12 protein-coding genes are annotated in these 12,649 nt (G+C 45.2%); 4 read left to right on the top strand and 8 right to left on the bottom strand.

All coding sequences use genetic code 11. The annotated features are described in order from the left end of the window. Positions 1-122: 122 nt before the first annotated feature. Both QOZ98_RS14165 and QOZ98_RS14160 read right to left on the bottom strand, forming a co-directional pair. Positions 123-602: a DUF456 domain-containing protein gene (locus QOZ98_RS14165; protein WP_308788050.1), complete on the bottom strand. Its 480-nt coding sequence runs from the start codon at positions 600-602 to the stop codon at positions 123-125. Positions 603-987: 385 nt separating this feature from the next. Beyond that, positions 988-2,619, bottom strand: a complete 1,632-nt coding sequence (locus QOZ98_RS14160; RefSeq protein WP_308788049.1) for a Na/Pi cotransporter family protein — start codon at positions 2,617-2,619, stop codon at positions 988-990. 168 nt (positions 2,620-2,787) lie between these two features. On the opposite strand from QOZ98_RS14160, the gene QOZ98_RS14155 reads away from it, so the two are divergent. From QOZ98_RS14155 to QOZ98_RS14145, 3 genes are all read left to right on the top strand, one after another. Further along, complete coding sequence (locus tag QOZ98_RS14155; RefSeq protein ID WP_308788048.1) at positions 2,788-3,306, top strand: DUF1189 family protein; 519 nt, start codon at positions 2,788-2,790, stop codon at positions 3,304-3,306. A gap of 182 nt (positions 3,307-3,488) precedes the next feature. Beyond that, positions 3,489-4,610, top strand: a complete 1,122-nt coding sequence (ispG, locus tag QOZ98_RS14150) for a flavodoxin-dependent (E)-4-hydroxy-3-methylbut-2-enyl-diphosphate synthase (RefSeq protein ID WP_142827814.1) — start codon at positions 3,489-3,491, stop codon at positions 4,608-4,610. Positions 4,611-4,623: 13 nt separating this feature from the next. Continuing rightward, positions 4,624-5,214 carry a hypothetical protein gene (locus tag QOZ98_RS14145; RefSeq protein ID WP_308788047.1) on the top strand — a complete coding sequence of 197 codons (591 nt, stop codon included), beginning with the start codon at positions 4,624-4,626 and terminating at the stop codon, positions 5,212-5,214. 45 nt (positions 5,215-5,259) lie between these two features. On the opposite strand, the gene QOZ98_RS14140 is transcribed toward QOZ98_RS14145, so the two are convergent. From QOZ98_RS14140 to QOZ98_RS14120, 5 genes are all read right to left on the bottom strand, one after another. Next, complete coding sequence (locus QOZ98_RS14140; protein ID WP_308788046.1) at positions 5,260-5,670, bottom strand: Fur family transcriptional regulator; 411 nt, start codon at positions 5,668-5,670, stop codon at positions 5,260-5,262. After that, positions 5,667-6,521 carry a metal ABC transporter permease gene (locus QOZ98_RS14135; protein ID WP_142827811.1) on the bottom strand — a complete coding sequence of 285 codons (855 nt, stop codon included), beginning with the start codon at positions 6,519-6,521 and terminating at the stop codon, positions 5,667-5,669. Before QOZ98_RS14135 ends, QOZ98_RS14140 begins: the two co-directional genes overlap by 4 nt. Next, entirely contained in the window at positions 6,518-7,285 is a 768-nt protein-coding gene (locus tag QOZ98_RS14130; protein WP_142827810.1) for a metal ABC transporter ATP-binding protein, read from the bottom strand. Before QOZ98_RS14130 ends, QOZ98_RS14135 begins: the two co-directional genes overlap by 4 nt. 201 nt (positions 7,286-7,486) lie before the next feature. Further along, entirely contained in the window at positions 7,487-8,380 is an 894-nt protein-coding gene (locus QOZ98_RS14125; RefSeq protein WP_308788045.1) for a deoxyribonuclease IV, read from the bottom strand. Positions 8,381-8,392: 12 nt separating this feature from the next. Continuing rightward, positions 8,393-9,688, bottom strand: coding sequence for a DEAD/DEAH box helicase (locus QOZ98_RS14120; protein ID WP_308788044.1), 1,296 nt, complete (start codon positions 9,686-9,688; stop codon positions 8,393-8,395). Between the two features lie 130 nt (positions 9,689-9,818). Here QOZ98_RS14120 and QOZ98_RS14115 point away from each other — a divergent pair, with 130 nt between their 5' ends. After that, entirely contained in the window at positions 9,819-10,799 is a 981-nt protein-coding gene (locus tag QOZ98_RS14115) for a 4-hydroxy-3-methylbut-2-enyl diphosphate reductase (RefSeq protein ID WP_308788043.1), read from the top strand. Between the two features lie 163 nt (positions 10,800-10,962). Here QOZ98_RS14115 and QOZ98_RS14110 read toward each other — a convergent pair whose 3' ends face one another. Continuing rightward, entirely contained in the window at positions 10,963-12,603 is a 1,641-nt protein-coding gene (locus QOZ98_RS14110) for a thiamine pyrophosphate-binding protein (protein ID WP_308788042.1), read from the bottom strand. Between the last annotated feature and the right edge of the window lie 46 nt (positions 12,604-12,649).

Genomic DNA, 12,649 nt, shown 5'->3' with positions numbered 1-12,649 from the left:
CTTCTTAGCCTATCAAAATTTTCAGACCTACACAAACATAATGCACGGTAAATCCTGTTATTCAGACCTTTGACTGATTTCTCCTGATTTAACAGCACATGGAACTTTGCAGAAAAACCAATTTAAATGGTGAAGAAGAAAATCGCGACCATGACAATCTGAATAATTCCTTTTGTGAAGACGGAAGTGATAAAACCGACAACCGAACCGATTCCAGACATGAATGACTTTTTCAAAGAAGATTTATTGAACAAGATTTCCGCAATGATGGCACCAACGAATGGTCCGATCAAAATACCGATAATCGGCAGAACAAATGGGCCGATGATCAAGCCAATTGTGCTGCCCCAAAGCCCTGCTCTTGAGCCTCCGAATTTTTTTACGCCAAAAGCATTGGCTATGGCGTCCGCTCCGAACAGCAAAATGACGAACAGGCTCTGGATGGCCCAGAACCACCAAGGCAAATCACTAAAGCTGAAAAACAGTCCATACATGACAAAACCACCAAAGACGAAAAGCACTGCAGGAATGATTGGGTAGATCAAACCAATAAAACCAATTACAAAGCATAGCAGGATGACAATCCAGCCGATAACTTCCATCTGTATTCCTCCCCATAAAAAAAGCTCTCTTCCATCGTGCCCTACATTTTTTAAAATGTAAAGCGAGATGAAAGAGAGTCTTTCTTTAATGCAATTCGGTAATTTGAAGCGTTTGGATAGGCGCATCCGCTTTTCTAGTTGTCTAGACTCCAGCGCCTAGAACCTCGGGGTCTTAAGTCCGCTTGCCTGTGCGGCACAGAAACGCCGCTTCGGCAAACTGCCTTAAGCCTGTCGGTTCTAAATAGGCGCTTCCGCTTTTCTAGTTGTCCAGACTCCAGCGCCCAGCTCTTCGGGTCACAAGCCAACCCAACTGCGTGGCAAAAGCGCCACTCTGCTGGTCTGTCTTATGCCTGTCAGAGCTACACGGGCGCTTACGCTTTTCTAATTAAGCCCGGTTGCCCAGGATAGCTTCTGCAATATTTACTGAATGATCTCCAACTCGTTCCAGGTTGCTGACGATGTCGACAAAAACAATTCCGGCTTGAGCTGTACATGCGCCGTCATTCAAGCGCAAAATATGCTTTTTGCGGAATTTGCGTTCCATCTTGTCGATCAGGTCTTCCTGTTCAGCTACTTCGCGAGCCAATTCGTGGCTTGTTGTATTCAATGCGCTCAGCGCTTTTTCAACAGTGGCAATCGTCAACGTAAACATTTCAGTTAAATCTTCCATTGCCTCTTCCGTGATTTTCACTTTATTGTTTTCCTGGTAATCAACCAATTCAATGATATTTTCAAAATGGTCGCCAATCCGTTCAATATCCCGGACGGTTTCCATCAACATTGTATGGCGAGTTGAATCGGCTGCTGAAATGGATTCTGCTGAAATTAACACCAGGTAATCCGTAATTTTGCTGTCAAGATTATTAATGGCATCTTCCAGCTGATAGCCCATTTCTGCGTGTTTTTTGCCCTTCGTCATCAAATACGAATAAGTTTCCTGCAGACCTTGGACTGAATAAGCACCCATGCGCAGGATTTCTTCTTTTGCCTGTCCAAGCGCAATTGAAGGAGATTGTTCGATAAAATGGATATCGAGATGCTTCGGTTTAAATTCGATTAGAACTTCCTCACCTGGAATGGCTTTTGTGACCAGGTAAGCCCAAGCACCAATCAATGGAAATTGAATAAGTGTATTCGCTACGTTAAATGAACCATGCGCAAACGCAATTTGCATCATCGGCTCTAACGATAATACCCTAGCGATCCATTCTACATAAGCAGTAAAAGGAACCAGTAAAATTAAGAAAATGATTGAACCTACAATATTGAATAGTACGTGCACTGCCGCAGCTCGGCGTGCCGCAATGGAAGTTCCAAGTGCCGCAAGTACTGCAGTGATAGTTGTGCCGATATTGTCACCAAACAGTATCGGAAGTGACGCTGCGAGAGTCAAAATTTCTTCGTCGTAAAGACCCTGTAAGATCGCTATCGTTCCACTGGAACTTTGGACAATCAACGTAAAGACCGTTCCGACTACAACTCCAAGAATCGGAAATTCACTCAAACTGATCGTCAAATCGATAAAGGCCGGCAACTCACGCAGTGGCTTCATGCCCCCGCTCATTAATTCCATACCGTAGAAAAGTCCGCCGAATCCAAAAATGACTTGGCCGATGTTTTGAATTTGATTTTTCTTGATGAAGAAAATCATACCGGCTCCGACTGCCATGATCGGCAATGCATAGGCTCCTACATCAAGCCCGATAATAAAGGCTGTAACCGTAGTACCGATATTAGCCCCCATAATGACACCAATCGCTTGTCTCAATGTCATAAATCCAGCACTAACCAATCCAACCACAATTACGGTAGTACCTGAACTTGATTGAATCAAGATGGTAACGATAATCCCGACCAACACACCCATGAATGGATTGGTTGTAAAACGATCCAGGATGTCGCGAAGTTTATCGCCTGCAGCTTTCTGCAAAGCGTCACCCATAAACTTAATTGAGAATAGGAAAATCCCTAATCCACCGAAAAAGGAAAAGATGATTTCTTGCCAGTTCATTTCCACGATACATATTCAACTCCTAAATTTTCTTATTCACACCTAACCTATTATGAAGAGTTTACTAAGAATTTGTAAACACCTTTATTTAAAATTTACATTCCCGTAACAAAGCGGGATTTTTTTCTCCTTCTCTCATGGTACGATTATTGTATAGAAGAAAGGAAGATAATCGTGAATATTTACCAACTATTCAAGGCGAGTTTAATGGAACCTAAAAAACAGGCGGCCGTCCGTATTATGGCAATCGGCAAAATAATACAGTTCGTTTTCTTCTTTATAGCCTTCTTGACCATTGTTTCTTTTATAGAATGGATTTTTGGTTTCGACACTGCCACCGGCGGCATAGATGGGCTAATTGAGTTTGTGGAAGAAATCGAATGGCTGTTGTATCCTTTCGCACTGGTGTTTCTGTTTGTTTCTACGACACTTTATCATTTCATTAAGATCAGCTTGTTTGCATTGATTGCCCTGCTGATTCTGAATGCCAGAAAACGCCGCGGTGAATACCGCCATTTATGGAGAACTGCTGCTCTCAGTGTCACTGTTCCGACCCTGCTGGCATTTGCATTAAGCTTTTTTGATCTGGGCTTGACCGTTTCACTGGCCACCAGCGCTTTGACAATCCTCTATTTGTATTTGGCAATCGGCTATTATCCAAAAAAACCACCGTTGCAAATGAAACAATCGTAAAGTTAATTTAATGTAAAGAAAGCCGGACATCAGCCCTCTTTCTTGTCTTTTGGAGCGAGACACTGCTAAAATGGCTATAGGTAATGGAATAGAACCGGCAACTTTCGGAAACCCCGGCAATTGTTGGACAAACACAGATGAGCTGAAAAAACTGGCCATCATTAAAAAGGAGAGATTTTTTCATGAGCGAAATGACACACCGTTCAAACACACGCCCCGTAAAAGTCGGAGATTTGACGATTGGCGGCAGTAATGAATTGTTTATACAAAGCATGGCAACGACCAAAACCCACGATGTGGAAGCGACTGTAGCTGAAATCTTGCGCCTGGAAGAAGCAGGCTGCCAGATTGTCCGTGTAGCCTGCCCAGATGAACGCGCAGCTTATGCAATAGGCGCTATCAAAGAACGCATTAATATTCCATTAGTAGTGGATATTCATTTTGATTATAAATTGGCTTTGATCGCCATCGAACAAGGTGCCGACAAAATCCGCATCAACCCGGGCAATATCGGACGCCGTGAAAAAGTGGAAGCTGTAGTTAATGCAGCTAAAGCAAAAGGCATTCCAATCCGCATCGGCGTCAACGCCGGTTCCTTGGAACGCAAAATCCTTGAAAAATATGGCTATCCAACTGCTGAAGGCATGGTTGAAAGTGCTCTTCACCACATCAAGATTTTAGAAGACCTGGATTTCCATGACATCATCGTTTCCTTGAAAGCGTCTGATGTCAGCCTGGCTGTTGAAGCATACGAGCTCGCTTCTAAAGCGTTCGATTACCCCTTGCACCTCGGCATCACGGAATCCGGCACCCTGTTTTCCGGTACCGTCAAAAGTGCCGCTGGCCTCGGCGCATTGTTCGCCAAAGGCATCGGCAACACACTGCGTGTATCATTAAGTGCCGATCCGGTTGAAGAAGTTAAAGTGGCACGTGAAATGCTGAAAATATTCGGCCTTTCTTCAAACGCTGCAACCTTGATCTCATGTCCGACATGCGGACGCATTGAAATTGACTTAATCACTATCGCCAACGAAGTGGAAGAATACATCTCCCACATCAAGGCCCCATTAAAAGTCGCTGTATTAGGCTGCGCAGTCAACGGACCTGGCGAAGCACGCGAAGCTGACATCGGCATCGCTGGCGCACGCGGTGAAGGGCTGCTGTTTATGAAAGGCAAAACCGTCCGCAAAGTTCCTGAAGCGACGATGGTCGACGAGCTGAAAGTCGAAATCGATAAATTGGCGGAAGAATATTTTGCCAAGCAAGCTGCAGAAAAGAAAGAATTAGAACAACAACAAGCATAAGGTTGTGAGCAAAGTGAGATACCGTTTTGGAATAGATATTGATGGAACAGTGACATCTCCAACATCACTGATTCCTCACATAAATGAAAAGTTCAAAAGTGAACTGACATTGGACGATATTAAGGAATACGATTTGACCGCTGCCCTTCCCCATCTGGCACATGGCGAATTTTATTCATGGTTCCGGGATTCTGAACCTCGTATATACGCAGCTTCCCCGGTTTCTGAAAATGCCAAGAACATTTTGAATGACTGGAAAGACCAATACGAGCTGTATTATATTTCTGCCAGAGGTGATAATGTCCGTGACGTCACCTTTGACTGGTTTGCGGAACATGCCATCGCCTATGACCACATTGAACTGATCGGCTCGCACAAAAAGATCGAAACAGCTAAGCGCCACAATGTCCATTTGTTCTTCGAGGACAAACACGACAATGCCGTGGAAATCGCTGAAGAGTTGGATATACCCGTGATACTGTTCGACACGCCGTACAACCGCCAGCCAATACCTGGCAACGTTATCCGGGTGTATGATTGGCTGGAAGCGAACGAATGGGTTAAAAATGAGTTCAGCATCCAAAAAACGTTGAGCGGCAAATAATTGATGCAATTATAAAAGCGAGAGTGGGAAATCCCACTCTCGCTTTTATTTGCATTCGGGACATTTCCCGTATATTTCAAACTTGTGGTTGGCAATTTCATATGCTGGCAACGCAGCTCCGAGCATATCCATTGGGCAAACCGGAATTTCTTTTATTTTGCCGCAGTCCATGCAGATAAAATGATGATGATGGTGATCGCTTTCGCATTGCATCCGGAAATGGCGCTCGCCAGACAGCTCGGTTTCTTCCAGAATGCCCAGAGATACGAATGTCGCCAGATTCCGGTATACCGTGTCATAGCTCATGCTCGGATAATCTTTCTGCATAACATCGAGCAAATCTCTTGCCGTCAAATAGCGCTCATCATTGGAAAACAACTCCAGAATCTGGTTGCGCTTTGATGTTTCTTTAAAACCGTTGTCTTTGAGGATAGTCCATGCATTGGTTAAATTCATGCGATCGCTCCTTTTTTAAGTGAAACCATGATTTTTTTATAGGCAATGACCAGAAGCAACAGGAAAATGGACGTTACAACAATTGTGCCGCCCGGCGCCAAATCAAAATAAAAAGCGGTAACTAAGCCGGTTATGACGGAAACTTCACCGAAAATGATCGATAGAATTATGGTTTGCTTAAAGCTTTTTGTTACCCGCATAGCGGTTGCAACCGGAATCGTCATCAATGACGACACCAGAAGGATGCCGACAATGCGCATCGAACCTGCAATGACCAGTGCCGTGACAATCATGAACATAAAATGAATCCACTTTGCAGGCAGCCCGGAAGCTCGTGCATACTCATCGTCAAACGATAAAACGAACAATTCCTTGAAGAAAAAATAAATAAACGCCAATACGACAACAGCAATCCCGGCTACAATCAACAAGTCTTGTCTGCTTACCGCTGATACTGAGCCGAACAAATAGCCGAACAAGTCATTGGAGAATCCTTGTGCCAACGAAATGAAAATCGCACCAAATCCGATGCCGGCTGACAAAATAATGGGAATCGCCAGTTCCTCGTAATGCTTGTACAAGCTTCTCAACCGTTCAATCAGCACCGAACCGGCAACGGAAGCCGCAATACCGAGAAACAGCGGGTTTAAAAGTGCCAACGACGCAACACTCTGGCTCAAATACAGGCTTCCGGCAATTCCGGCAAGCGTGACATGGCTCAAGGCATCCGCAATGAGGGAAAGCCTGCGGACAACGATAAATACACCGAGCAGCGGCGCGATGACCCCGATGATCAAACCAGCCGCAAAAGCGTTTTGTAAAAATTCATAAGATAAAATAGCTTCAATCATGCATGGCTTCCTCCGATATGATGAATTTTCCGGACAGAATGGCCGTACCACGCTTCGCGCTGTTCGTCGCTCATCGTGTGAAGCTGCTCTTTAAATCCGTGGAAATGAATGGTCTGGTTTAAACAGGCGACATGCGTGATCCGGTCTGTCACGGTATCCACATCGTGCGTCACCAGCACCAGCGTAATATTTTTGTCGCGGTTCAGCGAAGCCAGCATGTCATAAAATGCCTGGACATTCTGGTGATCCACCCCGACAGTCGGTTCATCCAGAATCAGGACTTTCGGTTTTGCCACCAGTGCACGGGCGATGAAAATGCGTTGCTGCTGGCCGCCTGACAGCTCACTGACGCTGCGGCCCATGAAGTCCTGCATGCCGACCGCTTCAAGCGCTTCTGCCACTTCTTGGTGGGCAGATTTTGGCAGGCGATGGAACAAACCGGTTTTTTTTGCCAGTCCCCCTGCTACAACTTCTTCCACAGTTGCCGGAAATCCCGAATTAAAGGAATTGGACTTCTGGGACACATAGCCGATCCATTCGCGATTTTTGAAGTTTTTTGCATCCACACCGAAAAGTTCGATTTTCCCTTTGCTTGGCTTGATGAGCCCCAGCATGATTTTCAGCAAAGTGGATTTGCCGGAACCGTTCGGACCTAAAATCGCTAAAAAATCGCCTTCTTCCACTTTCATGGAAATGTTATCGAGCGCTTTTGTTTGTTCATATTCAAAACTGATATCTTTAATGTCAATTAATGGCGCGACCATTGTGCCGCCTCTTTTCTAATAATAATGATTACGATTTACATTAAGAAAGTATAGTAGAGTTCACCGGGAATGTAAATAGATTGAACTTAAATAACTTTCCCCTCTTCTTACCAATGTTTCTTGCTTGCAGATAAATGAAATGTAAAAAGCTGAAGTCAGTCCCATAAAATCGGGTCTTTCTTCAGCTTCAACATTCAAGTTCTATAGTGGCGATTTCAGCTCTTCAATGGCGCCTGGTGAAAAGATGCCCGCTTTGAACATTTCAATTTCGAATGCGTATGGCGGTTTTTTGTTTTTAGCATCCAGTCCGACATAAGGCGTCTCGAGAATTTTTGGTACGTGCATAAGATCCCGGTGATGGACGATGCCATTCAAAGCCTCAAAGCCGATTTCACCAAAGCCGATGTTTTCGTGGCGGTCTTTGCCCGCTCCGCGAACATTTTTGCTGTCATTGATGTGCAGCACTTGAAGGCGCTCGATGCCGATAATGCGGTCGAACTCTTCCAGCACTCCATCAAAATCTTCTTTGATGTTGTAGCCTGCGTCATGCGTATGGCAAGTATCAAAGCATACGGACAAGCGCTCGTTGTGGGTAACTCCGTTGATGATCGCAGCGATTTCTTCAAAACTGCGTCCACATTCCGTCCCTTTGCCAGCCATCGTCTCAAGTGCGATATTGACGGGATAATCCTGCGTCAATACTTCATTCAAACCTTCGATGATTTTGGCGATGCCTGCCTCTGCTCCGGCTCCAACATGGGCGCCGGGATGCAGAACGATTTGCTGTGCTCCCAGTGCTGCTGTCCGCTCAATTTCTTTTTGAAGAAATTCCACGCCATGCGCGAAAGTTTCGGGTTTTTGGGTATTCCCTAAATTGATGATATATGGCGCATGGACCACAATATTCGTTAAATTATTGGCGGCCATATGGGCAAGCCCTGCGTCAATGTTCAGCTCTTCAATTGGTTTGCGGCGCGTATTTTGAGGGGCACCGGTATAGATCATGAAAGTCGACGCTCCGTAAGAAGCGGCTTCTTCGCTTGCTGCAAGCAGCATCCCTTTGCCGCTCATTGATACGTGAGATCCTAATAGCATGAAACTATCTCCTTACTTTTTGCGATTTTTGCGTCGTTCCATTTTTTTGATTTCGTCCATTTTCCATTTCATTTTCTTCTTGTACATCGGTTTTACCGCTTTTGGCTTGTGAACCATTGTTTTCGCTTTCGCGTCTGCTTCGTTCGTTTTTCTTGTGCGTGTTGTCCGGCTGTGGCGTTCTTTCAAATCCACAAACTCGCCTTTAACGATGTCTTTTTGCTGGAAAGGAATGCCCATTTTTTCAATGCGGACAATGGCGTCATCGTCTTCCGGCTTGAACAATGTGATGGCTACACCTTTCATTCCTGCACGAGCTGTACGGCCAACGCGGTGAATAAAGAATTCCAGGTCTTCCGGCAATTCGTAGTTGATGACGTGGCTGACGCCTTGAATATCAATTCCGCGGGCGGCAAGATCTGTCGCTACGATGTATTGATATTCCAAGTCGCGGATCTGGCGCATCATTTTGACGCGCTCACGCGGAGCCAAGTCACCATGGACGCGGCCAACCCGGATGCCTTCTCTGGCCAATTGGTCAGCTACATAATCAGCGTTGGTGCGGGTGTTGACGAAAATGATTGCCAAATAAGGATTGATGACTTTCATAACATCCTGCAGGCGCTCCATTTTCTTTTTGCTGCGGACAGGCACTAGGTAAAAGTCGAGGCCATCTGCAGTCGGGCGCTTGTCTCCGATTTTCACGTGAACTGGTGACTCCATGTATTTTTTCAGGAACGGTTTTAACTTTTCTGGAATGGTTGCTGAAAAAACATACATTTCCAGTTTGTCTTGCATTTTGCCGGCTACCTGATCGATTTCTTCGATAAAGCCAAGATCAAAAGCCAAATCGGCTTCATCCACTACAAGAATTTTTCCTGTGTGTACCAATAGGGCATTTTCTTTGACCAAATCTTTCAGGCGTCCTGGTGTACCGATGACGATATGAGGCTGTGTTTTCAATTTGTTGATTGAACGTTGCTTGTCTGTTCCACCAATAAACGATTTCACTTCAATGCCGGATCCGACAACCAGTTTCTGCAACTCATTGTAGATCTGCGTTCCAAGTTCACGCGTTGGTGCTGCGATTACCGCCTGCACTTCCTGTTTGCTGACGTCGATGCGTTCTACAATCGGGATAATGAAACTATGCGTTTTTCCAGTCCCTGTATGGGATTGGCCAATCGCACTTGAGCCTTTCAATATATGGGGCATCATTTCCTTTTGGATCGGCGTCGGTTCTGTAAAACCGAGTTTTTCTACCGCTTCCAATAGGAAGGGTTTGAATGGATATTCGTTGAATTTTGTCATGGGATAGAATTCCCTCCTTACGCTCTAGACATTATAGCATAAAATAGTGCCTTTACGCGATGCAACTTTTGTAAACATGCGCCGTCTCCGTTATAATGAATGTATGATTTTGAAAGGAGCGCGGTACTTGATGAAGGTTATGAAAATATCGCCAAGAGGATATTGCTACGGAGTGGTGGATGCCATGGTCATCGCGAAAAACGCTGCAATGGATGAAACGTTGCCACGTCCCATTTATATACTAGGAATGATTGTCCACAATAAACATGTAACAGATGCTTTTGAGGAAGATGGCATCATCACTTTGGACGGCACCAACCGCCTCGAGATTTTGGAGAAAGTCGAAACCGGCACCGTTATTTTCACGGCACACGGCGTTTCTCCGCAAGTCCGCGAGCTGGCCAAACGTAAGGGCCTCGTATCAATTGACGCGACCTGCCCTGACGTCACTGTGACGCATGACTTGATTCGCGAGAAGACGGCAGACGGCTACCAGATCGTCTATATCGGTAAAAGCGGTCACCCGGAACCTGAAGGCGCAATCGGCGTTGCACCGCACATGGTCCATTTAGTGGAAACTGTTGAAGACGTCAACAGCCTGGAATTGGATTCTGACAAGATCATTGTCACCAACCAAACCACGATGAGCCAATGGGATGTTGTGGACATGATGAAACGGCTGAAAGAAAAGTTCCCGCATTCTGAAGTCCACAAGGAAATTTGCCTGGCAACTCAAGTTCGCCAGGAAGCTGTCGCTCAGCAAGCCGGAGAAGCGGATTTATTGATCGTCATCGGCGATCCGATGAGCAATAACTCCAATCGCTTGGCCCAAGTATCACAAGACATTGCAGGCACCCCTGCTTACCGCATTTCCGATTTGTCCGAATTGAAGCTGGAATGGCTGGAAGGCGTTGAAACAGTCGGCATTACTGCTGGCGCTTCTACACCGACGCCAATCGTCAAAGAAGTCATGAAGTTTCTGGATCTTTTTGACCCGGCAGACCCAAGCACACATGCATTGACACGGTCTGTGCCGCTCAATAAGATTCTTCCAAAAATCAAGCACCCAAAACCATCGGAACGCATCGAGCCGTATCCGGTAGGTGAATAAAAAGAAGGCTGCCCCAAAAGTTAGTTTCCTGACTTTTGGCGGCAGCCTTCTTTTATGTCCTATATTATCAAATATAGAAATTTACCTGTTATAAAATCAGTGTAGAAACTGTTCCTTAAATGTGGCTTAAAGCAAACAGTTCAAAGAACAGCTTTTGTTCTTTCTATTTCCCAAAAGAAGATAAGAATTTTACTCTATCTCCCATCGGTGGAATGCTGTTATCGACTAATGCTACTTCTAAGATCGCAGGGCCGTTTAAGTTCGTTAACGCATCAAGCGCATTTTGAGATATATCTTCCAAGGTTTCCACACGAAAACTCGGGATATTCATGGCTGCAGCCATTGCTGCAATATTGACTGGCTCTTGTTCAAAAGATGGGTGTGAGCGTTTGTATTGCAAGGTATGTCCTTGGTACACCATCCCCAAGCGTGCATTATTCATGACGATAAACAAAATAGGCAAATTATATTCTTTAGCCGTTAAGATTTCCATTCCATGCATAAAGAAGCAGCCATCTCCCGTTATTGCCACTGCAGGTCGATCAGGTTCAGCGAGTTTAGAGCCAATTGCTGCGCTTAGCCCGCTCCCCATTGCTCCAAAATGCACATTGATATCAAATGTATCTTCTTCCTTCACTTCCATATGATGAATAACATATGCCATAAACTCTCCTATATCAATGGTATACCTGGTAGAAGGCGGCAGGAATTCTTGCAGCTTCCGCAAGACGTTTCTTGTATTGAATACCTCGTTTGCATTGCTGGCTGATTCTGTTTCATTTAACTTTGTACGCAGAGGCCGCTCCAGTCCTCTTGTTCGGAGTTCTTCATTTAGCGCCTGTAAACTATCTGACATATCGCCAAGCATTGGAATGTCGACCGGATACTTTCGATCAAAAACTGTTGGATCAAAGTCAACTTGAATCACAAATCGGCCTTTCGCCAGATTTGGGTTGTAATTACTTGTCGCGGTCTCACCTAGACTCGATCCGAGGACCAGCAGCGTCTCCGCGTCTCCTTCATTAACCAACAAAGATGTCTGTTCTTTTCCGGCAAATCCAAAAACTCCAGCAAATAGCGGGTGGTCTTCCCGGAAAAGCCCTTTAGCAACGGGTGTCGCGACGATTGGCCAGTTGAGCAATTCCGCAAGCTCTATTACTTGAGCCACCGAATTGCGCACCCCTTGCCCAGCGAAAATGATCCCTTTTTTCTTCTGCATCAAATGGTCGGCAGCTTGTTTTACGATTGCAGGATCAACAGATGGATGCCGCTCGATTTCCAGTGCCGGAATAGATACTTCTCCAACATCTCCCATTTGTACATCAATTGGCATAGCCACATGGACAGGGCCCGGTACTCCCGAAAGTGCAATTTTAGTTGCTTTTACAATCTCATCCAATAAATCAGCTGAATCCAACACCGTTACACTATACTTTGTCACAGATTGAAAGATTGCCTGAGCATCAAGCTCTTGAGAAGCATTCAAGCCCATCGTACTGACAGGAACTGCTCCGGTCAAAAATAGAATCGGCAAGTGTTCCCGCATTGCATTAGCAGCTCCTGTCACCAAGTTAGTCCCGCCCGGTCCACTACTGCCGATACAGACACTTAGCTGCTGCGAATATTTCGCATAGGAAGCCGCCATATAAGAGGCAGCTCCTTCGTGTTTTGTGACAATTGGCGTGATTTCAGGAAAATCGTAAAGTTGATCATAAAAAGCATTGACCGAACCTGCAGGTATTCCAAACACATACTTAACACCGTTTCCCTCTAAAAATTCCAAAACAGAACGAATCGCTTTCATCCTAATACCCACTCTCCATAAATATTGATAGATGCTGCAAATACTT

It is taken from the genome of Planomicrobium stackebrandtii (assembly GCF_030814955.1).
Classification (GTDB): Bacteria; Bacillota; Bacilli; order Bacillales_A; family Planococcaceae; genus Planococcus; species Planococcus stackebrandtii.
This window is presented reverse-complemented; position numbering and strand designations above follow the sequence as displayed.

Coding starts and splice junctions, on each gene's coding strand:
- QOZ98_RS14120 (WP_308788044.1), bottom strand. CDS start 9,688: ATGACAAAATTCAACGAATATCCATTCAAACCCTTCCTATTGGAAGCG.
- QOZ98_RS14110 (WP_308788042.1), bottom strand. CDS start 12,603: ATGAAAGCGATTCGTTCTGTTTTGGAATTTTTAGAGGGAAACGGTGTT.
- ispG (WP_142827814.1), top strand. CDS start 3,489: ATGAGCGAAATGACACACCGTTCAAACACACGCCCCGTAAAAGTCGGA.
- QOZ98_RS14115 (WP_308788043.1), top strand. CDS start 9,819: ATGAAGGTTATGAAAATATCGCCAAGAGGATATTGCTACGGAGTGGTG.
- QOZ98_RS14125 (WP_308788045.1), bottom strand. CDS start 8,380: ATGCTATTAGGATCTCACGTATCAATGAGCGGCAAAGGGATGCTGCTT.
- QOZ98_RS14135 (WP_142827811.1), bottom strand. CDS start 6,521: ATGATTGAAGCTATTTTATCTTATGAATTTTTACAAAACGCTTTTGCG.
- QOZ98_RS14165 (WP_308788050.1), bottom strand. CDS start 602: ATGGAAGTTATCGGCTGGATTGTCATCCTGCTATGCTTTGTAATTGGT.
- QOZ98_RS14140 (WP_308788046.1), bottom strand. CDS start 5,670: ATGAATTTAACCAATGCATGGACTATCCTCAAAGACAACGGTTTTAAA.
- QOZ98_RS14130 (WP_142827810.1), bottom strand. CDS start 7,285: ATGGTCGCGCCATTAATTGACATTAAAGATATCAGTTTTGAATATGAA.